The sequence below is a fragment of the Parafilimonas sp. genome, assembly GCF_051953455.1.
GTDB lineage: Bacteria > Bacteroidota > Bacteroidia > Chitinophagales > Chitinophagaceae > Parafilimonas.
This window is the reverse complement of record NZ_JBQCIT010000017.1, coordinates 1-26,155: the sequence shown is the minus strand read 5'-3', so window position 1 is coordinate 26,155 and position 26,155 is coordinate 1. Positions and strand designations below refer to the sequence as shown.

At 40.9% G+C, this 26,155-nt stretch carries 16 protein-coding genes; 15 read left to right on the top strand and 1 reads right to left on the bottom strand.

The genetic code is table 11. The features are described 5' to 3' along the window. Positions 1-71 precede the first annotated feature (71 nt). From ACTHN6_RS07170 to ACTHN6_RS07100, 15 genes are all read left to right on the top strand, one after another. Complete coding sequence (locus ACTHN6_RS07170) at positions 72-1,076, top strand: LacI family DNA-binding transcriptional regulator (RefSeq protein WP_440435057.1); 1,005 nt, start codon at positions 72-74, stop codon at positions 1,074-1,076. A 258-nt stretch (positions 1,077-1,334) separates the two neighbouring features. Beyond that, the gene (locus tag ACTHN6_RS07165) at positions 1,335-4,424 is read left to right on the top strand and encodes a SusC/RagA family TonB-linked outer membrane protein (RefSeq protein WP_440435056.1); all 3,090 of its coding nucleotides are present in this window, start codon (positions 1,335-1,337) and stop codon (positions 4,422-4,424) included. A gap of 16 nt (positions 4,425-4,440) precedes the next feature. Continuing rightward, entirely contained in the window at positions 4,441-6,285 is a 1,845-nt protein-coding gene (locus ACTHN6_RS07160) for a RagB/SusD family nutrient uptake outer membrane protein (RefSeq protein ID WP_440435055.1), read from the top strand. Positions 6,286-6,314: 29 nt separating this feature from the next. Then, positions 6,315-7,520: a glycoside hydrolase family 172 protein gene (locus tag ACTHN6_RS07155; protein WP_440435054.1), complete on the top strand. Its 1,206-nt coding sequence runs from the start codon at positions 6,315-6,317 to the stop codon at positions 7,518-7,520. Between the two features lie 108 nt (positions 7,521-7,628). After that, positions 7,629-10,820, top strand: coding sequence for a SusC/RagA family TonB-linked outer membrane protein (locus ACTHN6_RS07150; RefSeq protein WP_440435053.1), 3,192 nt, complete (start codon positions 7,629-7,631; stop codon positions 10,818-10,820). Between the two features lie 17 nt (positions 10,821-10,837). Beyond that, positions 10,838-12,574, top strand: a complete 1,737-nt coding sequence (locus ACTHN6_RS07145; protein ID WP_440435052.1) for a RagB/SusD family nutrient uptake outer membrane protein — start codon at positions 10,838-10,840, stop codon at positions 12,572-12,574. 50 nt (positions 12,575-12,624) lie between these two features. Then, on the top strand, positions 12,625-14,475 hold the full coding sequence (locus ACTHN6_RS07140) for a sodium:solute symporter family transporter (RefSeq protein WP_440435051.1): 1,851 nt from the start codon (positions 12,625-12,627) through the stop codon (positions 14,473-14,475). A gap of 30 nt (positions 14,476-14,505) precedes the next feature. Next, the gene (locus tag ACTHN6_RS07135) at positions 14,506-15,318 is read left to right on the top strand and encodes a glutamine amidotransferase (protein WP_440435050.1); all 813 of its coding nucleotides are present in this window, start codon (positions 14,506-14,508) and stop codon (positions 15,316-15,318) included. 3 nt (positions 15,319-15,321) lie between these two features. Then, positions 15,322-16,533, top strand: coding sequence for a hypothetical protein (locus tag ACTHN6_RS07130; protein ID WP_440435049.1), 1,212 nt, complete (start codon positions 15,322-15,324; stop codon positions 16,531-16,533). 27 nt (positions 16,534-16,560) lie between these two features. Further along, on the top strand, positions 16,561-18,717 hold the full coding sequence (locus ACTHN6_RS07125; protein WP_440435048.1) for a hypothetical protein: 2,157 nt from the start codon (positions 16,561-16,563) through the stop codon (positions 18,715-18,717). A 54-nt stretch (positions 18,718-18,771) separates the two neighbouring features. Further along, positions 18,772-19,839 carry a glycoside hydrolase family 43 protein gene (locus ACTHN6_RS07120; RefSeq protein WP_440435047.1) on the top strand — a complete coding sequence of 356 codons (1,068 nt, stop codon included), beginning with the start codon at positions 18,772-18,774 and terminating at the stop codon, positions 19,837-19,839. A gap of 10 nt (positions 19,840-19,849) precedes the next feature. Beyond that, complete coding sequence (gene hisD, locus ACTHN6_RS07115; RefSeq protein ID WP_440435046.1) at positions 19,850-21,139, top strand: histidinol dehydrogenase; 1,290 nt, start codon at positions 19,850-19,852, stop codon at positions 21,137-21,139. Positions 21,140-21,223: 84 nt separating this feature from the next. Continuing rightward, the gene (locus tag ACTHN6_RS07110; RefSeq protein ID WP_440435045.1) at positions 21,224-23,479 is read left to right on the top strand and encodes a DUF2961 domain-containing protein; all 2,256 of its coding nucleotides are present in this window, start codon (positions 21,224-21,226) and stop codon (positions 23,477-23,479) included. A gap of 13 nt (positions 23,480-23,492) precedes the next feature. Continuing rightward, positions 23,493-24,890 (top strand): sialate O-acetylesterase, encoded by a 1,398-nt coding sequence (locus ACTHN6_RS07105; RefSeq protein ID WP_440435044.1) that lies wholly within the window; start codon positions 23,493-23,495, stop codon positions 24,888-24,890. Positions 24,891-24,989: 99 nt separating this feature from the next. Beyond that, complete coding sequence (locus tag ACTHN6_RS07100; protein WP_440435043.1) at positions 24,990-25,289, top strand: alpha-ketoglutarate-dependent dioxygenase AlkB; 300 nt, start codon at positions 24,990-24,992, stop codon at positions 25,287-25,289. A gap of 76 nt (positions 25,290-25,365) precedes the next feature. Here the strand turns inward: ACTHN6_RS07100 and ACTHN6_RS07095 are convergent, their stop codons facing one another. Beyond that, positions 25,366-25,503, bottom strand: coding sequence for a hypothetical protein (locus ACTHN6_RS07095; RefSeq protein ID WP_440435042.1), 138 nt, complete (start codon positions 25,501-25,503; stop codon positions 25,366-25,368). Positions 25,504-26,155: the final 652 nt, after the last annotated feature.

The following is a 26,155-nucleotide window of genomic DNA, read 5'->3' as shown; positions in this document are numbered from 1 at the left end:
GGATAATTCAAAGATTAACGTTTACATTTGATTTATGATTACGTATTCATAAATTATGTTGCTCGTAAAAAGTGAAAAAAAATTATACTTCTGAAGATGTTGCAAAGTTGGCGGGTGTTTCACAGTCAACTGTGTCCCGCGTTTTTGCGGGTACGATAAACGTTTCCGAGAAAAAGAAGAAAAAAATTCTGGATGCGGCCGCAAAATTAGAATACAGTCCTAATGCGCATGCCAGAAGTCTCATCACCAAGAAGAGCATGATGATAGGAATCATTATGCGTAACATACGCAATCCCTTTTATTCGGCGGTGCTGGAGATTTTCCATAACAGGTTGTCTGCACTAGGGTATCATATTATATTTATTAATTCGGAAAACGAAGAAATACAGGAAAAAGAAATTTCAAAATTATTAGAGTATAATGTTGAAGGTGTTATCATCACTGATGCACTATTATCCTCATCTGCTTCACAAAAGCTAAAGCGATATGGTATAGTGGTAATACTTTTTAACCGCTACACACAAAAGCCGGGAACGAGCGCTGTATTTTGTGATAACTACCTTGCCGCTAAACAAATAGCCGCTTATCTGGTAGAAATGGGCCATAAATCTTTTGCATTTATATCAGGCCCATCCGATACATCAACTACAATTGACAGGCTGAATGGCTTTAAAGAAGTGCTTGCCGAAAGAAATATAAAGGATTTAATAATAGAACCGGGTAATTATACATATGAGAGCGGTTTTAGTTCTGCCCAGGAATTAATGGTTCGAAATAAAAACATAGACTGTATTTTTTGTGGTAACGATATTATTGCATTGGGTGTAATGGATGCCCTAAGGGTTATAGGTTTAAAAATACCCGAAGATGTTTCTGTGGTTGGTTTTGATAATATTCGTATGAGTGCATGGCCATCATACGCGTTAACTACCTGGGAGCAACCGATTGAAGAAATGATAGACAGTACAGTTAAATTATTGTTGGAGGAAATAAATGAAAAGAATAAACAGCCGCAAATAATAATGATGAAGGGCCATATAGTGATACGCAAATCAGTAAAACAAAAAAGCCAATAATTTTTTTTATTATATAATTTTTTGACTACGTAGTCAAATTTGTTTTAACATTAAAAATACGCCATGCAAAATCTAAAATGGATACTTTCCGGATAGGCATGCCTTAGCCGCAATTAAACTTAGTTTACTATAGCTCAGCTTGTATAAGATTGCTTTTCTAATGATTGTATTAACTAAAACCAGCTTATGTATCAACTTATAAAAAAATTCTGCTACTGTTTTTTACTTTTTCGAAAACTATTGTGTTTAACAACAATATTGCTTCTATGTGCATTTGTATCTGAAGGAAAAACTGGCCTGGAAAGATTTGGTTCGAGTAACAAAAATGCTTTTCAAGACACTATACCCTCTTTTGTTTTGCATGGTATCGTACATGATGAAAATGATAATCCCATAGTCGCTGCAACGGTAAGTGTTAAGGGTACAAACAATACAATACAAACGAATTTGGAGGGCAAGTTTATTTTAGAAGTTAAGCGTACGGATTCCCTTGTCATTTCTTATATCGGTTATTTAACGAAAACTATTACTGCCGGCAATAATCAAACAACCGCAATTAATTTACAACCCAATATTGAAGGACAAAAGCTGAATGAAGTTGTGGTGGTTGGGTATGGCACACAGAAAAAAACAACGATGGTGGGTGCTGTTGCAACGGTATCCGTAAAAGAAATTCAAAAGTTTTCAACGCCATCTATTACCAATGCCGTTGGTGGAAAGCTCGCCGGCGTTATCACACGGCAAACTTCCGGCGAGCCGGGTTATGATGCTGCCAAGATATTTATCCGCGGCCAGGTTTCGCAGTCAGGCGGTAATTCCCCTTTAATAATTATTGATGGAGTAGAGCGCGAATTGCAGGATTACTGGACCACCATGAATATACAGGACATTGAAAGTTTTTCTGTATTGAAAGATGCGTCTGCCACGGCCGTTTATGGTAACAGGGGTGCAAACGGCGTTGTTTTGATAACTACAAAAAAAGGTGCGACAGGCAAACCGGTAATTACGCTAAGGTCAGAAGCGGCCGTTGTAAAACCTTTGCGCATACCCGATTACATTAATGGATATGAATATGCGCAATTAGTAAATGAATCACTTATAAATATTAATGAAGCGCCTAAGTATTCTGATGCGGAACTGCAGAAATATGAAGATGGCAGCGATCCCTATTTATATCCCAATGTAAACTGGGAAGACATTGTTTTAAGAAAACACACCAAACAGTCGATTAACAACCTCGGAATTTCAGGCGGTAGCGAAACGGTAAAATATTATGTGAACTTAGGTTATACGCTGCAACAGGGTATTTATAATGAGGATCCGGACGTTGCTTATCCCACAAACGCAGCGCTAAAACGATATAATTTCAGATCGAACACCGATTTTAAACTTTCAAAATCATTCTCATTATCCTTAGGTATTTCAGGCATTATATCTACTACGAATTTTCCCGGCCGGTCTGCGCCGCAAATTTTCCAGGCGCTCATGTTTACGCCTCCCAATGCTTATCCCATCGTTAATCCCGATGGTTCAAACACAGGCGGTTTTGGCAACATCCAGCTGAACCCATACGCGGTTATAACCCAAACCGGTTATACTAAACAATATTATACTACGCTGATGAATAATTTATCAGCTAAATGGGATTTATCGTCTATTACCAAAGGACTTTCAGTAACAGGTTTAGCGGCTTATGATGTAGTAGATATCACCCAAAACGTGCGGCAAAAAACACCAGACTTATACAGCTATACAAAAGATGCTGATGGAAACGATGTGTATACTATTGTTTCAACTGAAACACCATTGGGTTTTTATTTGCTGAATGAAAATTATAAAACCGTTTATTTTCAAACCGCAGTTAATTATGCGCGTTCTTTCGGAAAACATAATGTTAGCGGATTAATTGCGGCTGAAAGGAGAGAATACACCAACGTAAATACTACCAGTTCTGTTGACAACCTGCCGCAGCGAAGGCAGGGAGTGATAAGCCGGTTAACCTATAACTACGATGCCCGTTACCTGCTTGAATTAAACGGCGCTTATAACGGTTCCGAAAATTTTCCCAAAGGAAAGCGTTACGGTTTTTTCCCTTCTATTGGTGCAGGCTGGGTTGTATCGAATGAGAAATTCTGGAATAAAAATATTATCAGCACACTTAAAATAAGAGGCAGTTACGGGTTGGTAGGAAATGACCAGATTGGAGGTGCCCGTTTCTTATATCTCTCCACCTATAATAAAACGGCAGATGGTTACACTTTTGGCATCAATCAAAATGTAAATCCTGGTGGTAAAAGTGAAGCCAGGATAGGCAATCCCAACTTAACATGGGAAGAAGCATATAAAAAAGACCTGGGTTTGGATATCGAATTTTTGCAGGGGAAGATTGCGCTTACCGCTGATGTTTTTCATGAACGCAGGGAGGGCCAGCTTTTGGCAAGAGGTTCAGTACCCGCGTACGCTGGTTATCCTGGCGGCACGCTGCCTTATGCTAACGTAGGTATTACAACCAATAAAGGTTTTGATGGAAGTTTTCAAATCAGAAATACAACACGAGGCGGATTTTATTATTCGTTTAACGGCACATTTACGTACGCCAAAAATACCATTATAGAAAACGATGCGCCGCCTGCCTTATATCCATGGCAGGAACTGAGAGGCTACCCAATTGGAGCCAATTTAGGTTATGTAGGAATTGGGTTTTTTAAAGACCAGGAAGAAATAGATAAAAGCCCCAGCCAAACTTCGTTGCAGTCAGTTATAAGACCGGGTGATATTAAGTACAAAGACATTAATAGCGATGGTCAGATAAATAATGCTGATATGACTGTTATCGGAAGCTATGGTTCAGAGCCACAGATGATGTTTGGGTTTGGGACAACGCTTGCCTGGAAAGGTTTTGATGCATCGATATTTTTTACCGGTGCTGCACACCGTGATTATTTTATGTCTTCCGGCAACCAGGCATACACGGTTTGGATATTTTCTGCAGGTGCCGGCAATTATAATGCTTTAAGTGAAGTGTATGATCAACGCTGGGTGAGCGGAGCGGATAACAGCAATGCAAAATTTCCAGCCGTAAGGCCACAAAGTACCAATAATTACGTGGGCTCTACTGTTTGGCAAAGAGGGGGTGATTATCTGAGAATCAAGAATGCAGAAATTGGTTATACACTGCCTGTAAGTGTAGCCAAAAAATTAACACTGAAAAACGTAAGGATATTTATACAGGGCACAAACCTGGCAACCTGGGATAAAATAAAAATAGTTGACCCTGAATCTAACTTCAGTACAGGCGCATATCCCATCACCAGGAATTACAATTTTGGATTAGATGTTAGTTTTTAATCACAAACTTTTAATCATGAAACTAAATACAACAACAATTATAATTTTCTCATCACTTTTTGTTTTTTCATCCTGCAAAAAAGATTTTCTTGACAAAACACCGGACGGAGATTTAACGCAGGAGCAGGTATTTACTAATCCAACGTATGCAGAGCAGTATTTGACTAATATATATACTGGCTTACCTTCTGAATTGCAAATGGTGGATAACCCGCCGGCCAATAGCGCTCCTTATAATCCATTTACCGGTGCTTCGGATGAAATGGAAATGAGCTATGAACCCAACTTTACCAATAACATGAATATTGGTAATTGGAACCCTACTTCTAATGTGGATGATATATGGGGTCAGAGCTATATCGCCATAAGAAAAGCAAATATTTTCCTTGAAAATATTGCACAGTTGCAGCCATCGTCTTTAGCGCCTGCAGACAAAATAAGCAGGTGGCGTGGTGAAGCCATTTTTCTCAGGGCTTTTTATCATTTTCTGCTCATCAGGGTTTATGGTCCTGTACCGATTGTAGATAAAAGTGTGGTTTTGGATGCAGATTTTCTTGCTTACAAACGGCAACCCATTGTTGATTGCGTTAACTTCATTACCAGCCAGTGCGATTCTGCCATCGCTTTACTACAGCCGAGAATTACTGCAGCTAATGATTATGGACGACCTGACCAAACAACAGCACTTGCCTTAAAAGCAAGGGTACTTTTATATATGGCCAGCCCTCTATGGAATGGCGGGACTTCGCTGGCAGATAAAGATGGTCAACAACTTTTTCCTGCACATGATGATGCGAGATGGCAAACCGCAGCCACCGCTGCAAAAGCCTGTATTGACCAGGCAGAATCTGTTGGGCACAAATTATACAGGTCTCCTTCTAATAATCCAGAATTCAATTACCAGGAAATATTCTACAATAATTTCAATGATGAAGTTTTTTGGACAAGAGATGACCCGGGTTATCAGAACATTGATGCCTATAGCGAACCAAGAGGAATGCCGGGTGCTTTCTGGCCTTTGCAAACGCCTACACAAAATATTGTAGACGATTATCAAATGGCAAATGGCACGCAACCCATTGTAGGATACAATGCTGATATGACGCCCATCATCAACCCACTTTCAGGTTATAACGAAACAGGCCAGGCAAATACTGAAACCGATTATTATGTTGCAGGCACGCGCAACATGTACGTTGGCAGGGAACCGCGTTTTTATGCAAGTATTATGTTTACGGGTCAAAAATATAAGTGGGCACCTCCACAAAACAGAACAACACCTTTAGAGTTCTGGAAATTAGGGCTTGACGGAAGACCCTTTTCAACGGGCGATAATTATAGCAAAACCGGTTATATGTTGAAAAAACTTACAAACCCTGCATTTGTTATGTCGCCAAAAGCTGACCCTATAAGAGTTTGGATATTCTTTCGCCTTGGCGAACAATACCTCAATTATGCAGAAGCGTTGAATGAGGCACAGGGCCCTGTTGCAGATGTGTACAAATATGTAAACCTGATACGCGAAAGAGCCGGCTTGCCGGATTTAGCACCCGGGTTATCAAAAGATGATATGCGGGAAGCTATTCACCATGAAAGAAGGATAGAACTGGCTTTCGAAACACATCGTTATTTTGATACACACCGCTGGATGACTGCCCAGTCTATTGACAGCAAAAATATTTACGGGCTGAATATTAACGGTATGGTAAGCGATAATGAACCTTATACAATGAGCAGCGATGATTTTTATAAAAGAACGGTGGTTGAAAAACGCGTTTTTGAAACCAAACATTATTACTGGCCTATTCCTCAAAGCGAAATTGAAAAAAACCAGGATTTAGTGCAAAATCCAGGCTGGTAAAGGCGCAGCATAATTGTAAAATGAATTGAATGAAAAAGAAATCAGTGCATCTAAGTTGGATAATAATAATGTGTTTTCTGGCAATAAACTCAGGTGCACAACAGCTTTTTGAAATATCAAAAGATGCTGATACGCGATGGATAAGTTTTGAAAACCCAACCGGAGAAAAGGGCAAAGGTGCTATGGAGAATAAAGGCGCAAAGGGAAATGCCAGCCAATGGATAAAAGCCGGCGATAGCATTGTGCTGGTTAATTATACGGGTGCAGGTATTATTAACAGGATATGGATGACCATCATAGACCGTAATCCAAAAGCATTAAGGGCTATTCATCTGGATATGTACTGGGATGATGCATCCAGGCCCGCAGTATCTGTGCCTTTGGGAGATTTTTTTGGCATTGGCCTCGGGCGGATGGCAGCCTTTCAAAGTGCGTTGTTCAGCAATCCCGAAGGCAAATCATTCAACTGTTATATTCCAATGCCTTTTAAGACGCATGCAAAAATTGTTTTTGTAAACCAGTCAGAACAAAACCAGTTGCTTTTTTATGATGTTGACCTTACAGCATTAAAAGCGCCGGTGAAGAATCTTACTTATTTCCATGCATACTGGAATAACAAACATAGTACTACGCTGGGACAGGATTTTGAAATTTTGCCTGAAGTAAAAGGAGAGGGGAGATTCTTGGGCTCTAATATAAGTGTAAAAGCAGATTCAGTATATGGAGATACCTGGTTTGGTGAAGGTGAAGTAAAGATGTATTTAGATGGCGATGATGCACTCCCCACGCTGGCTGGTTCAGGCACTGAAGATTATATTGGCTCTGCCTGGAACCTCGGGCCATTTAACCAATTATACCAGGGCGCAACCGTTGTTGATAAGGTTAAAAAAGAATATGCTTTTTACCGCTATCATATTCCTGACCCTGTTTATTTCCATAACGATTGCCGGGTGACCATTCAGCAAATGGGCGGTGCTGGAAGAGATTTAATAAGAAATATTATAAAGAGAGGAGGGCAAGCCAAACCGGTAAGTGTAATGACAGCAAATGGCTTAATTAAATTACTGGAAAAGCCTGGCTACCCAAATTTGTTTGATGATAAATTTCCGGCAGACGAGTGGGTGAATTTTTATAGAATAGATGATTATTCATCCACTGCTTATTTCTATCTGGATAAGCCAGAAAGCAATTTGAAGAGATTGGCGCCAGTTGCAGAAAGGCTAAAAGGCTTTTAAATAAATTTTCTTAAAAGACTGAAAAACTATCCAGTAAGTTTTTTTGAATTCCTATTCATAAATGGATAATAAATTTCAAAAGTACATTGTTAAAATAAATGACTACGTATGCATATTTTACTTAATCGCTTTCCCAAATTTGTACTGTTGACACTGGTTATTTTGAGCAATAATTCAGGCGTACTTGCGGCAGAAAATCCAAATCATGTTCCAGCTTACTTTTTTCCGTTAAGTGGAAAAGTTGTGAATGAAAACAGGGAGCCGCTGCCAGGGGCAGTGGTTAAATCAAAAAGCAGCGGTACTTCCGTTATTGCGGATGCGAACGGGCGGTTTTCTATCGAGATGCCGGACGCGCATGATTCCTTAATCGTTTCTTATGTAGGTTATAAAACGCAAACGCTTAACATCGGGCGTGATAAAAACATTACCATTGTTATGGTTCCTGATGATAAAACGCAGACACTAAGTGATGTAGTAGTAGTTGGTTTCGGTACTCAAAAGAAAGTAAATCTCACCGGCGCAGTGGTGCAAATCAGCGGTAAGGAATTACAGAACCGTCCCATTGCCAATATTGGGCAGGCGCTGCAGGGTAAAGTCGCAAATTTAAATGTTACAACTACGGGAGATCCCGGCGGGCCCGGGACAAACGCTTCATTTAATATACGCGGAAACACCTCGCTGTCGGGAGGAGGTCCTCTATACGTTGTGGATGGTATTCCGGTAAGTAATATTAATGATATCAATACCCAGGATATAGAAAATATATCGGTTTTAAAAGATGCCGCATCTTCTGCTATATACGGCGCCCGTGCACCCTACGGCGTGATTCTGGTTACCACCAAACGTGGTAAAAAAGGAGAGAAGGCCAACGTCTCCATCAACTCTGTGGTGGCACAAAGTAGGTATACACGTTTGCCGAAAATGGCTAACTCGCTGCAGTTTGCCGAAGCATATAACGATGCCTCTGTAAACAGCGGACAGGGTATTGTTTTTTCAGATGACATTATATCCAAAATAAAAGATAATATTAATAAACCGGGTACCTGGCCGGTTAGCACCCCCGACCCCGCCAACCCCAATAAATATACGTATGCATCGCCTTTAAACACAGATAATGTAGATTGGTTTCGGGAGTATTTTAAGCCCTGGTCTTTTAATCAGAAACACGATATAAGTGTAAGCGGAGGTTCTGGTAATACAACGTATTATATGGGCGTGGGATATTATGACCAGGGCGGGCAATTAAGATATGCAGATGAAAAGTTTAAGCGTTACAACTTAACCGGTAATATTCATACAGAGCCCACGAAATGGTTACGCTTGACTTTAATAACAAGGTTTTCCAAACACAACACCGATTTACCTTATCCTTATGCCAGCCAGTTAGGCAACTGGATACACATGGCTTCAACCCGTTGGCCAAACTGGGCTTTACGCAATCCCGACGGGCAATTCAGTACTGCATCCAATGTGGAGTTTTTAACAAGCGGCGGAAGAAGCATTAACAACCTGAATGATTTATCATTAACCGGTTCAATTGAAGCCGAGCCGATAAAAAACTGGAAGATCAATGTGGATTATTCTTTCAACAATCAATCTACTTATTACCAGGATCACAGCGCTTATGTTTACTCCTGGAATGTGGATGGAACAAAATATAATATCGGGCCATCTGTAAACTCCATAGGCGAAGGTGGTATTTCCAATAACTATAATACGCTTAACCTGTATTCATCCTATGTGAAAAATATCAGCAAACATCATTTTAAAATACTGGCCGGTTCACAAATAGAAGCCTTTAAAAGCTTTGATGTAAGTGGCAGCCGTTCTGATCTTATAACAGATGACTTGCCATCAATTAGTACAGCAACGGGAACGCAATATGCCTATGATGCGCTGTCGCAATATGCTACTGTAGGCACTTTCGGCAGGTTTAATTATGATTATGATGAAAAATATTTAATTGAAATAAATGGCCGTTATGATGGTTCTTCAAGATTCAGACAAGGCAGCCGTTATGGTTTTTTCCCGTCGGTTTCAGTTGGATATAATCTTGCCCGTGAATCATATTGGAACAGTCTAAAAAGTACCATCAATGAATTTAAAATAAGGGCTTCTTATGGTTCTTTGGGTAATCAAAACGTGCCCAATTATCAATACCTGGCTACTGTTCCAATCGGTACCAATCTTGGTTATGTTTTAGATGGACAAAGACCTAATTTCTTAAACGCCCCCGGGCTCATCAGCCCGGACCTTACCTGGGAAACTTCTAAAACCATTGACTTTGGAATAGATGCCGCTTTTCTGCAATCAAGACTGGGTTTAAGTTTTGATATTTATTCCCGCACTACCTTAAATATGCTAGGCCCCGCATCTGTGTTACCAGCAACACTTGGCGCCGCCGTTCCTTACCAGAATAATGCGGATATGAAAACCAAAGGGTTTGAGTTAACCTTAAACTGGAGAGACAAAATAGGTGAAGAATTTAGTTACGGTGTTTCATTCGTTTTATCTGATTATATGTCCACCATTCATAAGTATTATAACCCTAATAATCTTTTATCGGGTTATTATCCGGGCGCAAAAATCGGGGACATATGGGGCTATGAAACTGCCGGCCTTATTCAAACGGATGATGAGATCGCTAAAATGCCTGATCAATCCTATTTATTTGGAAACTGGACGAAGGGCGACGTGGAATATAAAGACTTGAACGGTGACGGTAAAATTAATGTTGGCGATAACACGGTTGGCAATCATGGCGACCTTGCTATTATCGGTAACAATACGCCAAGATATAGTTATGGCATTAACCTGGATGCAAGTTGGAAAGGTTTTGACATAAGCATTTTCTTGCAGGGTGTTGCGAAGCGAGATCTCTGGCTTGGCGGCAACGCAGGCAATAATTCGGGTAATTTATTTTGGGGCTTTACACCAAATTTCGGGAACAACGTTTATGAAACAACACTTAATTACTGGACAGATGATAATACCGATGCTTATTGGCCAAAACCATATACTTCATCAGAGGGTGCAAAAAACCATCAAACACAAACAAGATACCTGCAAAACGGCGCATACCTGCGTGTTAAGAACCTGCAGCTAGGGTACAATTTTTCAGCATTATTTAAACACTCTGCATTAAGCAGGATGCATCTCTATATAAGTGGTGAAAACATTCTTACTTTTTCACACATCAATAAAAATTATGATCCCGAGGTTGTAAATGGTGGTTGGGGAACAGGTAAAATATACCCATTATTAAAAACCTGGTCCATAGGTGCCAACATCAATTTTTAAACTATAAAATTATTGCAATGAATAAACGTACAATCTTTTGTTATGTGTGCATAGGGATAATAGCTTTCGCTTCCTGCAGCAAAATATTGGATAAACCACCTCTTGCGCAAATTACAGATGAGCAATTGGATTTTACGGCATCTGAAATGGAGCTGTATTCTAACCAATTTTATCCGGCATTTCCCGGCTGGTTTCCCGGTGCGTATACGTGCGGCATATTCTGGCTGGATAATGCATCTGATAACCTGGTGCACGGAAACTATAACTATAATGCGCAGTTATCGGGTACCGGCACCGTGCCGGCTTCCGGCGGTGGATGGAACTGGGGCAATATAAGAGCCGTTAATTATTTTCTTGCCAATTACCAAAAAACTACCGATCCACCGGCATCAACCAATACCTATGTTGGCGAAATGTATTTTTGGAGAGCATGGTTTTATTATAACATGCTCAAACAATTTGGCGATTTGCCCTGGTATAATAAACCATTATCTACAGACGATATCGAGGCACTACAGGCGCCAAGACTGAAGCGGAATATTATTGCCGATTCTATTTTAAAGGATTTGGATTCTGCCGCCAACTTACTGGCAGAACCCGGCAGGGCAAAAGCATTAAGAATAAACAGGGGAGTAGCCTTAACTTTTCAGTCAAGGGTGGCTTTGTATGAAGGTAGCTGGGAGAAATATCATAACGGTACAGCTTTTGGCGTGGACAACGCTGACTATAACAAGTATTTTAGAAAAGCGGCTGACGCGGCACTGGCCGTTATGAATGCAGGCTATTATAGCATTACGCCTTTAACCGGCGACCCTGAATTCGGTTACTGGCGCCTGTTTAATCAACAAGATCTTTCCGGCAACACTGAAATGATTTTATGGAAGAAATTTGATAAATCGCTGGGCTTAACACATTTCGGCCAGAATATGATGGCGTATGGTGGCGGAAATACCGGTTTATCAAAACAATTGGTAGATTATTATTTGTGTACGGATGGTAAACCCATAACGGTAAGTAACCTGTATAAAGGTGATGCAACAATTAACGAACAGGTAATTAATAGGGACCCGAGGCTTGCGCAAACTATATTACTACCCGGGTATCCAAGAATTATTATCAGCGGGGATACGACCGGTAAATTTATCCTGCCGGATATTAATCTTCCCGGTGATGGCAGGTGTACCACAGGATTTGAAATTTTTAAAGGCATTGCGCCCGAAGATGCAGACGGAACCGGTAGCGCTACTGCCAGTATTATATTCAGGTATGCAGAAGTACTTTTAAATTATGCGGAAGCCAAAGTAGAACTTGGGGAAGGAAGCCAGGATGTTTTGGATAGAACCATTAACATTTTACGCAACAGGGTAGGTATGCCTCCGTTAACGGTGGCAGTAGGGTTTACTGATCCGAACTGGGAATTTAAAGATATAACACCGCTGTTAAATGAAGTAAGAAGAGAACGCAGGATTGAACTGGCAGTAGAAGGTTATCGTTTTGATGATTTGATGCGCTGGGCTGCAACCCAGTTAATTAAAAGGCCGTTGTATGGAGCAAAATACCAGCAGTTTGTTGGCCAGCCTTTTGACCCGCCATTATCAGGTATTCCGGTTTCAGATGAAGGGTACATATTCCCGCTGAAAAATACACCGGCACTTAATGGCTGGCAGTTTAACCCGGATAGAGATTATCTTTTACCGATACCATCAAATGAGTTGGTACTGAATAAAAGTCTAAAACAAAATCCGGGGTGGTAATGCCAATAGCCGAACAATTATATTTTTTCATTATTGCAGTATAATAAACTATGAATTGGAGTCAGCCAGATATTTGGATAATCATCGGTTACCTGGTTTTGATGTTTGCCATGTCGCTGTGGCACCGCAAATTTTCTTCAAAAAACATGGAGAACTTTTTCCTGGGAGGGCGCAAAATACCGGGCTGGCTGAATGGTGTATCTTATACCGCAGCCCTGGTAAGCCCGGATGCCGCCACAGGTTATGGGGGGTTGGGTGTAGTAACCGGTGCATTTATTTCCTGGTGGTATTTAAGCCGTTTCGGACTGGCGTTATTTTTTGGCGGTGTATTGTTTGCCGTTTTCTGGAGAAGGCTGAACCTGTTTACTTCACTTGAATTTTACGATTTACGCTTTCCCACAAAAGCAGCATCGGCCATGCGCCTGTGGATTGCCTTTCGCACCTCGCTTATTGCTATGCCTGCCTGGACGGGCATTACGTTGCTGGCTGCCTATAAGATTATGGGACCGGCTTATGGGCTTACCAAACCTGAAACCATGTACCTGGTGGTACCTGTATCAGTTTTGTTTGTATTCTTTTCCGGGTATAAAGGTGTGGTCATCTCTAACTTAATCCAGATGATTATTTTTTTTATTGGTACGCTTACGCTAGCCTGGCTAACGCTACAACATTTCGGCGGACCACAGGCAATGACAGCCAGTCTAAGCCATTTTTTGGGTAATACTCATCCGGAAATATTACAAATGACACCCCCCAAAAATCATGATGTCTTTCCGCTGGCTGCGGCCATGGCCTGGTTACTCGGTCAAAGCATTGGTTACGGCGGTGATGCAGCACCTATGGGCGGAGCGATGGAAGGACAACGCATTTTGTCAACACGCACACCTTCGGAAGCATTAACCATGTATGTGGTGGCAGCAATAACTATGTTTATTCTTTTGTTGCTGGTTACATTGCCCAGTATATCAGCCACCATGTTATGGCCTGAATTGCGCAATACCGGTGCAGATCGGGAGTTGGTTTATGGACGGCTGATGAAAATGATGCTGCCTGCAGGCGCTATGGGTTTATTGATAGCCGCAATGATGGCTGCAACCATGTCCACCGTAGGTGATAACCTCAATTTTGGAAGCCAGGTATTAGTAAGCGATCTCTATCGCAAGTGGCTCGTGCCAAACGCATCTGAAAAGCACTATTTAGTAATGAGTAAAATAGGAATGTCCATCATTATATCAATAGCAATAGCCGTTGTGTTTAATGTAAGTATAATTACCGATGTAGCCATTTTTATGTTACAGTTAAGCGCTGCAGAACTGCCTGCTAACTGGGCGCAATGGTGGTGGTGGCGTTTTAACGGGCCTGCACGTATTGCCGCTTCATTTGGCGGGGCAGTTATTTTTTGCATAGTCGTCTTAGGGCCTAAAATGCTGGTGTTTTTTGGTGTGGCGGCAGCTCAAAAAATGATATTGCCCTGGTGGTGGGCAACCCTGCTGGTTATGGGAATTACTACTGTTTTATGGGTTGTTGTTGCATTACTAACCAAACCAGATCCGGATATATTATTAAACAATTTTTATCAGCGGGTGCACCCGTTGGGTTTTTGGAAACCTTTCAGAACCAAACGCGAATTAGCACCTCCAAACAATATTATTAAGCCCATTTTTTGGGGGCTGGGCGTTGCAATAATAGGATTCGCGGCTACCTGTTTACTTATACAAGGATTAACAGAAGCCTGGTTTGGTTATTATCAAGCCAGCATCATTCAATTAATTATATCAGTACTACTTTTTATAGTATTTAAAAAAACATCCAAAAAATACCTGGATTACCTGGCATTGCGCACTGCCGGGAACACAGCGGCAAGCACAGTAGCGAGGCCACACTTATCAGTAATTGATTAGAAATAAAAATTAAAACATACGAAGTAATTTATGAGAGCAAAACAAGTTATCAGGTCAAAAGAAGCGCATGTATTATATCTTGGCGACTGGGTATTTCATGTTGGTCCAACTTTTATTGAAACCCCTTTTGGAACGGAAACAAAAGATGCAGACCTGCATTTTTATGGAGAGCGCCTTACAGAAGCACTCGAGCAACAGGCGGATGTAACACCGTTGGCAAACTGGGAAATCTATCGTTTGCAACCAGGCTGCCTCGAAGATTACCTGAAAGCATCAAACTGTCTTATCATCAGCGATGTAGAGGCGAAATGCTTTCATTTATACCCCAGTTTTTTTGACAGGGCAAGGCGTGAAAATCGCATCGTTACTTTTCCTGACAGGTTGAAGGTTATAAAAGAATGGATACATGGTGGTGGTGGCATGATGATGTTAGGCGGCTGGTTATCCTTTAGTGGTGTGCAGGGAAGATCAGGATGGGGGCGCAGCTCATTAAAAGAAGCACTGCCCGTCGAATGTTTATTAATAGAAGACTTGGTTGAATCATCTGAAGGGTTTACGGCTGAAGTAATTGAGCCGGAGCATCCTGCTATTAAAGGGCTCGCCTGGGATATGTTTCCACCCATATTTGGATATAATGAAGTAAAAGAAAAGACGGAGGGCCAGGTACTCGTTCGTGTAAAAGAAACCGGTGATCCGTTAGTTGTAGCAGGCGAATATGGTAGCGGGCGTGTGTTTACCTATATGTCTGACCCGGCGCCGCACTGGGGTATTAATTTCGAATTATGGGAAAGCTATGATGCGTTCTGGCTGCAGGCTTTAAACTGGGTAAAAAAGAAAGGCTAGTCAATGAAAGCATTACTATTACAAGCCGGGGCCTCCCTTACAGATATTACACCACCACTCGAAGTGGGTTTGCTTACATCATCGGTCAATGGCACTTATGCGCCTTTTGAATCTGTAAGATTGCCATTAAAGGCAAGGGTGTTGGTTTTACGTTTCGCTGATGAATTGATGGCAATTGTATCGCTGGATTTATTGGCGTTGAATGATACAGCTGTAGATGGATGGGAGCAGTTTAAAGCCGGCATGGCTGGCCCAATTCAGCCTGATAAAATCATATTGACTTATACGCACACGCATACGGCGCCGGAGTCGGTGGCTCTATCCAATCTTTATCTTACAAAAGCCTATAAAAACTGGATCCGCGATATACAGTTAAAAATTAAAGCAGCGATTTCTTCGGCTATTGATAAACTAAAGCCCTGCCATTTGTCTGCCGGTGTTGATACACTGGAAGGCTTTAATATGCAAAGGCGTATTTATAAAGACGGTCATATTATCATGTCTGATGCAGTGCAGCCAATAGGCGAAGAACTACTGAACCATGAACCGGTTGACAGGCGTGTAAAAGTGCTTCGTTTCTCTGATGATAAGGGCAATGTCATTTCCACAATCGTACATGCTGTTTGCCACCCGGTACATGAAATGTGTATGAAACATATATCATCTGAGTTTCCGGGTGAAATGTGCCTGCAGTTAGAATCACTCAATCAAAACGGTATGCCTTTGTTTGTAAATGGTGCTGCGGGTGATACCAATCCGCCAACCGTTTCTATGGGCCCCAACTTCGCGCATAAACATGGCGTTGCTTTAGCAGGCGTAGTGCAGCAAATGAAAGATATGAAGGCTGTGGATACATCAACATTTAAAATAACCAATAGCTTTTTGCAACTTCCGGCAAGGCCTGAAACGGGCATCACTAATCCCCTCGATGCGGTAGCAAGGTTCAGTGCTTTGCGTATTGGCGAATTAGCATTGCTTTTTCTGCCGGGTGAACCATTTACAGAAACTGCATCGGCGATTGAAAAAGATTCACCTTTTCAATACACAATTGTTATAGCTTATAGCGAAAACAATATCGGTTATATACCAACAGAAGAAGCATTTGATTTGGGTGGCTATGAAGCGGGGCCAGGCAAATGGTCCTACCTGGAAAAAGGAGCCGATAAGATAATATACCGGGAAGCCATAAGGCTTTTACATGAACTGAATAGTTAAACCATTAAGGATATAAACAATAAGAGAATGAGAATAAACAAAACTATACAATGGCTTCTCTGTTTAAGCCTGTTTGTTTCATGCTTTACATTAAAAAGTTATGGAAAAGGAAGCGACCTGTATTTTTATGGCAGTGAGCAAAATGACCTCTTTCAACTTTTAAAACGTGAAGGATATACGGTAAAAAAATTCAATACGCCGCAGGATGCAGTAAATGCTGCGCCTCAAAATTCCGGCGTGTTTATTATTGCAAAAACGTACCCGGAAATAGACCCGGCAAACAGCATAACCCAGCAGTTGCTGGATGCAGCCGCAAAAAAACATCTTCGCCTGTATATTGAATATCCTTCATCTTTTCCCGGTTTAAATATTCCGGATAAACCAATAGAAACGCATCTGGAACGTGGCGTTATCACTGCAGATGTGTTTGGCGGCAGCCTGGAACCTATGGATTTATTAGGCATCAATAACAGTTATATTTTATCTGTTGATGTTGACAAGCCTTTAATCGTGCTGGCGAAAGTTGTCGGTTTTGATAAAGCCGTATATGGTTTAAAAGATACTAAAGCATATCCTTTGTTGTTTGAACAAAACGGTGCTTTAATAAGCATGACCGGTTTGAGTAATTTTGAAACAGGTCGTTACGGGCCACAACAATCGATAAAAACGGTATGGAAATATATTCTTTCCCGTATCACTTCTCAAAAAATTGAACATCTTGACAAATGGGCAGAAGACGTTAAACCCATGTTTCAACGGAATGATGTGCTGCCCGCGAATGCCAGGTTAAACAGCATACAAAAAGGGGTGCAATGGTTTAACAATGGCCGTTTCTTTATTGATTCAAGCTGGAAAGCCGATTGGTTAAAATATGGTGCTGACGGATTAAAACCGGTTGGGCCACCTGTTGCACAAAGTAAACCTGTTGGAGATGGAAGCCTTGGTATTTTGGAGGGCCATACATCTACTATATATTATGATGGCACACAACAATACCGCTATTGGATGCGCGCCGATGTTCAGGGTGAAGCAAGTATGGCATTAGCTGCTGCAGGAGACCTTTTGCATAACAGAGAATATCAAACAAAATCAGCAAACCTTATCAATTTTCTGTTCAATACTTCAAACCTGCGTTCCGGTGAAAAAGATGATGCTTCAAGTGCTGCGTTTGGGCTTTTAGGATGGGCAACCACCAATGCTGGTACATTTTACGGCGATGATAATTCAAGGGCTATTTTAGGTATGATAGCAGCATCCGCTTATCTGCACACTGATAAATGGGATAAGCAGCTTGCAGAAGCAATTATGGGCAACTTCAGAACAACCGGCAAAGAAGGTTTTAGAGGTGAGCGGCTGGAAGAAGCTGATATCATAAAAAACGGATGGCAGTATTATTATAACCGCGACGTGGTGCATATTTCACCGCATTTTGAATCATGGATGTGGGCTTGCTATTTATGGCTATATAGTAAAACCGGCTATGCGCCATTACTGGAACGAACGAAAGCAGCCATTAAAATAACAATGGATGGCTACCCGGATAAATGGCTTTGGGGCAGCAGCATGCAAACGCAGCGGGCCCGCATGATTCTGCCGCTTGCCTGGCTGGTAAGAGTGGAGAATACAGAACAAAACCGCCAGTGGCTCGATAAAATGGTAAGTGAACTTTTGAAATACCAGGATGCAAGCGGTGCTATACAGGAGGAGTTGGGTAAAGGAAAAGGCATGTTTAAGCCTTTAAACACAAACAACGATTATGGCTCGGATGAAGGTTCCTTAATAGATAAGAATGGTGAAAAAGTTTCGTGCATGTTATACACCTGCAATTTCGCCCTGTTTAGTTTGAATGAAGCCGCGAAGGCAACCGGGAATAAACAATATAAAGCTGCAGTTGATAAACTATCCGATTTTTTAACCAGAATACAGGTGCAAAGCACAAAGCATAATGATTTGGATGGCGCATGGTTTCGCGCTTTTGATTATGGACGCTGGGATTACTGGGCTTCCAATTCGGATGCGGGTTGGGGCGCCTGGTGTACACTTACCGGTTGGATTCAAAGCTGGATTGTTACTACACAAATCCAGATAGAAAAGAATGAAAGTTTTTGGGATGTTACCAAAAAATCAAACATGAAAAACACGGGCCAGGCTGTTATCAACCAAATGATGAAAACATCCCAATAGATATAATAGCATGATTGAAAAATCTTTTAAGAAGAACAGAATCCTTTAGCCATAATGCAGCAAAATTTCAGAAAACTATCAATTATTTGGATAACCCAGATGGTGGTGTTATTGAGTACATCTGTAAACGATGCATCAGCCCAGTCAAATGAAAATGCAAACAAAGATTCAACGTTTCAAAATCCTTTATTGCCCGGCGGTGCAGACCCGTGGGTGATAGAAAAAAACGGTGTGTATTATTACATGAGTACAAACGGAGGCAATATTTCTATTTGGAAAACTTCAGCCATAACGGAGGTTGGTCATGTAAAACCAGTTGTGGTATGGCAGCCGCCTTCAAGCGGCGTTCATTCCAGGAATATATGGGCGCCGGAACTGCATTACCTGCAGGGCAAATGGTATTTATATTATTCCGCAGGAAGTAGTCCTAACCTGGCAACGCAACGGGTATTTGTACTTGAAAACAATGCTGCTGACCCAACCAAAGGAACATGGGTTGATAAGGGAGAAATCAGAGATGTTTCTGCCAATCATTTTTCAATAGACGGTTCTGTATTTCAATATAAACACAAAACATATTTTATATGGAGCGGCACTGCATCTGACACGGATAACATTCAGCGTATTTATATAGCTGAAATGAAAAATCCATGGACATTAAAAACGCATCGCATTCAAATATCCATGCCGCAATATGAGTGGGAAAAAATAGGCGGCCAGGTAAATGAAGGCCCGGAAGCACTTATAAATCCAACGGGTGATTTGTTCATTACATTTTCTGTCAGCCAGTGTTCTACAGACGATTATGGATTAGGTATTTTAAGGCTTAAACCAGGCGGCAATCCTTTAAATCCTGCAGACTGGATAAAACATCCTCAGCCAGTTTTCAGCAAGAGCATTCCACATAAAGTATTTGGTCCGGGTCATAACGGTTTCTTTCAATCAAAAGACGGCAAAGAAAACTGGATTATTTATCACGCAAATGCCGAAAGCGGACAAGGTTGCGGTGGCGCCAGGAGTCCGCGCATACAAAAATTTACGTGGAATAAAGATGGCTTCCCAAATTTCGGCGAACCCGTAAGCACCTTACAAAAAATAAAAAAGCCCTCCGGCGAATATTAAATTTATACTTATGATAAAATATATCAAGCAGGGAAAAAGTGAAACTGATATTAAAACGGAAAATTCAGCAATTAAAAGAAAAGTAGAGACAATTATAAAAGAGATAGAAACGAAGGGCGATGATGCGGTAATGGAATATTCAAGGGTGTTTGATAATTGGTCGCCCGATTCCTTCCGTCTTACCGGTGAACAGGTAAAAGAAGTTATGGACCGTATGCCAAAACAGGTAATCAGGGATATAAAATTTGCGCAGAAACAAATCAGGTTTTTTGCCGAACAACAACGAAATTCTCTTAATGATATTGAAGTAGAAACCTTACCCGGTGTTTTTCTGGGTCATAAAAATATCCCGGTAAACAGCGTAGGCTGTTATATTCCCGGTGGGCGTTATGCAATGGTAGCTTCGGCGCACATGAGTATCATTACAGCCAAAGTAGCGGGCGTAAAACGGATAATTGCCTGTACGCCACCTATCAACGGGCAAATACCGGATGCTACTATTTGTGCAATGCACCTGGCAGGAGCAGATGAAATATATATACTTGGCGGGGTGCAGGCGATTTGTGCAATGGCCATAGGCACAGAAACTATATTGCCTGTTGATATGATTGTCGGCCCCGGTAATGCATATGTAGCGGAAGCAAAGCGGCAATTGTTCGGGCGTGTAGGAATTGATTTACTGGCTGGCCCAACCGAGATACTGGTAATTGCCGATGAAACAGCAGATGCCGAAATGATTGCGTGTGATTTATTAGGCCAGGCAGAACACGGACCAACTTCTCCTGCTGCCTTAATCACAACTTCAGAAACGATAGCACAACAAACTTTACTGGAAATTAAAAGACAACTGAAATATTTGCCTACTGCTGAAATTGCAGGTAAGGCGTGGGAAGATTATGGTAGGGTTATGCTGGTTGAAGATGAAGCCGAAGCTATACGCGAAGCAGATAATCTTGCTTACGAACATGTGGAAGTGCTTACTAAAAATCCGCAAACTTTTCTTGATAACATGACAAACTATGGTGCCTTATTCCTGGGACCTGAAACTAATGTGGCATATGGTGATAAGGTAATTGGAACCAATCATACATTGCCTACAATGAAAGCGGCGAGGTATACAGGAGGTCTTTGGGTAGGGAAGTTTTTAAAAAACTGTACTTACCAGCGTTGTACACCTGAAGCAAGTGCTATGTTGGGTGAATATGCAATGCGTCTTTGTGAGCTGGAAGGATTTGCTGCGCACAAGGAACAGGCTGCTTTGCGGGTAAGAAAATATAATGATAAAGTGAGTGCTATTTAGATATTGGATGCTTAAACGATACTTCAAAGAAATAAGCATAAGTAATTTTCTAAATTGAATTTGTACCCGCAAACCGATTACCAAATGAATAGATGTAAACACTATCTTTTTTTATTGGCGATGATAATGTGCTTGCCTGGTAGAGTGCCGGCACAAAGCAATGCGCAAAAAGAACTGCCTGTTATACCAACAGGATACGATGCTTTTAGAATGTGGAACCTGTTACCACAACAGCGTATTGGTGTAAGAGCCTACATGCGGAGCACGTATGACCGCAGTGGCGGACCCGTTGATGCATCTAACTTTTTGTTCATGAAAAAAGAAGATGAAAATGTAACGCTGGACGTAAAAGGAAAAGGTGTTTTATATTTTTTCAGGGCGAATCACTGGCATGGCACGCCCTGGCATTTTATGGTTGATGGTAAGGATAACATAGTAAAAGAAACAGCAACTGCCGACCCTGTTGATGCAGATAAAAAATATAAGTCAACTGAATTTATTCCGGCCAAACCTTTTCCGCAACCACTAGCGTGGACATGGGGTGTAACCAAGGGTGCAGATTTACTCTGGATACCGATGGCTTTCAGCGATTCGCTGCAGCTTGCTTATTCGAGAACTTTTTACGGAACCGGTTATTACATCTATCATTTATATGCTAATGAACAATCGCTTTCTAAGCCTCTTAAATCATGGAATATTCAGCAGGTGCCGGATAAGGATGTAATAGATTTAATTAATAAAGCAGGAACAGATATTGCCCCGAAGTCTATTAAAAAAATAAATAGTAAAATCAATCTTGATAAACAAACAATAACGCTGGCAAAAATTCAATCGGCGGCAACGGTAAGGGCTTTAAAGATAACACTACCTGCAGATAAAGCAGAGCAATTAGAGCGTATGCGTTTGCGTGTTACATGGGATGATGCAAAATATCCTTCCATAGATGCACCGCTTTGTTTATTTTTTGGTGCGGGAACTTTTTTTAATCGTGAAAAAAAAGAATACCTGGTAAAAGGGCTGCCTATAAATATCCATTTCAATTACAAAAAAAATATAATTGAGCTCGCCTGTTATTATCCTATGCCGTTTTTTAAATCGGCTAAATTTGAATTAACGAATATTGCTGCGAACGATGCAGCGATTAACTATGAAATCCGTTATGAAGATTTAAAGAATTCTTCGCCTAATACCAGCAGTTATTTTCATGCTACGTACCGCGATTTTCCAAAACCTGCATATGGACAAGATATGGTTTGGCTGGATACGAAGAATATAGAAGGACATGAGGATTGGTCAGGCAATTTTATGGGCACTTCATTTATATTTTCTCATAATGCATATTTAAATACGCTTGAGGGCGACCCGCGTTTCTTTTTTGATGACAGTCAGACGCCTCAGGCTTATGGAACAGGCACAGAAGAATGGGCGGGTGGCGGTGATTATTGGGGCGGTGAAAATATGACCTTGCCTTTTGCAGGTCATCCCTGCGGTTCAACAGAGAAGAAAACCGCTGTAAATGAAAAAGATTTAATCCAGTCGGCTTACCGATTTCTCTGGGCTGATTTGATGCCTTTTGGCAAAAGAGCTGTTATCCGTTTTGAACATAGTGAAAACGTTTCGCAGGAACATTATGAAAGCGTTTGTTACTGGTATGGTTTACCTGCTGCTTCTTTAATTAAAACCGATTCACTTGATATTGGCAATGTGGCTGATGAAAAACGTCATGGTTACTTATCGCCTGAAGCTTCTGCGGTAAAGAATATTTACTCAAGGTATGAATGGGGTGCCGATGTTTATCCTGCAAACGCATGGGGTTATGACCTTTCAAAACGCGAGGATTATAAAAATCTGATTGGAAAAGAAATCTATCCGGCACATGAGGAAGATGGGCGCACCACAACAGGCATATCAGCATTTAATGTACATCTCAGCAAGGATAATGTGGGTGTGTTATTGCGCCGTACACTCGATTACAGTTATCCTAATCAAACTGCGGAAGTTTTTATTGCCGATGTTTCGAATAAAAAAATACCTGCTGAAAGTGACTGGAAAAAAATTGGTGTTTGGTATTTGGCGGGTTCCAATACATGGGTTAGATCAAGACCGAAAGGCGAGTTGGATTCACGGGTATATGAAGTAAAAACTTCAAACCGTCGTTTTCATGATGATGAATTTTTAATACCTGCTGCTGTAACACAAAACTGCTCTGATATAAGAATCAGGATAAAATGTATACCTAATAGCCAGGAACTGTATCCCGGGCATCCTTTTCCTGAAAAAAGTGCGTGGAGTGAACTGCGTTATGATGTGTACAGTTATGTTATCCCTTCCTTCAAATAATTCAGAAACGCTTATGAAGTACGGTTCATTTATTATTTTATTATTCATTTCATTATATGCAAAAAGTAATATCAGGTTACCTGATGTTATAAACAATAATATGGTGCTTCAGCAACAAAGCGAAGTAAAGTTGTGGGGTTGGGGAGAACCAAATGAAAAGGTTGCAGTAACTACTTCGTGGGATAATAAAACATATGCACCGGTTACAGTAAGTGGCAATGCTGAATGGGAATTAAAAATCAAAACACCTGCGGCCGGAGGTCCTTATAAGATAACGCTTGCTGCTAACAATAAGATTTTACTTTCTAATGTGATGATTGGCGAAGTATGGGTTTGTTCCGGGCAAAGCAATATGGAAATGTGTGGCAACTGGGGCTTGCAGGATATAAAACAAGAACTGCCCGTTGCCAATCATGCTGATATTCGTTTCTTCAAAATAGCAAAAGCCACGGCGTCATTTCCTCAAAAAAATTGTACCGGTAACTGGGATATTTGCGATAGCAACACTTTAAAAGAATTTAGCGCGGTTGCTTATTTTTTTGGAAAGCATTTACAGCAAAAAATGAACGTTCCAATTGGTTTGATAGAAGCAGCCTGGGGCGGCACTTCTGCAGAAGTCTGGACACCTGATAGTATTATTCAGCGTGATACTTTTTTGCAGCAAGCCAGCGCAAAAATAGCGGCGAATGGTCAATGTCCTAATTTGCCGGGATATGCTTATAATGCAATGATTGCGCCCATTACCAATTTTTCTGTTGCCGGAACAATTTGGTACCAGGGAGAAAATAATACAATCAACGCTTACGCCTATAAACATCTTTTTACTTCAATGATTGACGCCTGGCGAAGAAGATGGAATAATAATATGCCTTTTTATTTTGTTCAGATAGCACCATTTAGTTATGCGTTAAAAAATACAGGAGCGCTGTTACGCGAAGCGCAAAGCGAAACTTCAAATTATACAAATGTTGGTATGGTAGTTATAAATGACCTTGTGAGCGATGTGCATAATGTTCACCCGTCAGATAAACATAATGTGGGGTTGCGGTTAGCCAATTGGGCATTGGGTGACCATTATAATATTTCGGGCACTGTATATAAAAGCCCTGTGCTAAAAGATTTCCACATCAACCAAAATAAAATAATTATTACTATTGATAATGCGCCAAATGGTTTAAAATTAAAAGGCAAAAAAGCAACCGGATTATTTGTTGCCGGAGCTGATAGTATATTTTATCCTGCTGAAGTTGTTATAAAGAAAAATATACTTGAAGTATGGAGCAAAAAGGTATCAAAACCTATAGCAGCCAGGTATTGTTTCTCTGATACAGCCACAGGCAATATTTTTAGCGAAGAAGAATTGCCATTAGCGCCTTTTAGAACGGATAAGTGGCCGGTTAAGGCTGAGTAACCATTAAAGTTATAGGAACGATTTTTTGAAAAAGATAAATCGGATTACTATTATCAAGTTTTATTGGAAGGCTCACCCTGGAAACAACGTACACGCAAGATGTACGACAAATTGATTCCTGATCCGGGACTTACTGCGTGGTATAGCAGCGCAACACCGGCATGGCCGCCGGTATTATTGGAAATAAAGGAACGTGTTGAGCAGGCATGCGGGATTGCATTTGATAGTGTATTGCTTAATTACTATCGTGATGGCAACGATTCTGTGGCATGGCACAGTGATACATTACCATCTTCGGGGAAGCATCATGCCATCGCGTCTGTTAGGTTTGGAGAGAGCCGCTTGTTTAAGGTTCGTTACAAAACCAATAAAAGCTTTCGCAGCTTGACATTCCGCTAAGATATCTTAGCTTGTCAGATATCGAAAGGATTTGCACCTGTAAAGTATGTTTAATGCATTAAGATTTATGCATTCTTCATTTAGATGCCGGCTGTTTGTTTTTATCCAGCAATATAACCAGCCCGATGCCCAACGTATAAGCTACTAAGTCTGTCCATTCAAATGAAGTCCCGATCATGACCATGGCAAGATTGGAGTTTTGAAGCCCGAGCATTTTTTACAAGATTAAAATATTGAAGCACTTCCATAAGGTATGAAAACAGCAGCACGTCAATGGCCATCATTACCAGGGTGTATTGAAAAATGATCTAATAAAACAGCAGATTAAAATAACGACCAGGAAATCTCCGAAAAAAGGCCGTATAAAATTGTCACGGGCAAGTAATGCAATAATAACTTCAATTAAAAGTAATATGACAAAGAAAATAACATACCTGCGTTGAAATCTTAGCATGGCCTGCGCTTATATTATTGTTTCCGGATTGAAGCTGTAAAGTAATTCAAGTGTATAAAAAATTCTCTTCATTTCTTGAATTTCATAACTCCTTATGCTAAATTGCTTGTCTAATTCAACTCCTTAACAGAATCCTTTGTGAATGAGGAGACGTAGTATTCTTTGTGTTGGGTGTAAGGCTAAACCTACCACTGTACAGGCATTGAACGAGAGACTAAATCCCGACTACCACGCATACGGCAAGGTGATTTTTTGGCTACAACAAAACGCATTTCACGTACATCTGTTTTCTGAATGTTGTGGAATTTTACACAAACAAAAAATTAGAAAATGGAATTAAAAAACAAAACGTTTTTAGTTACGGGTGGTACTTCGGGCGTAGGGAAAGCTATTGCCACAGGTATCGCACAGA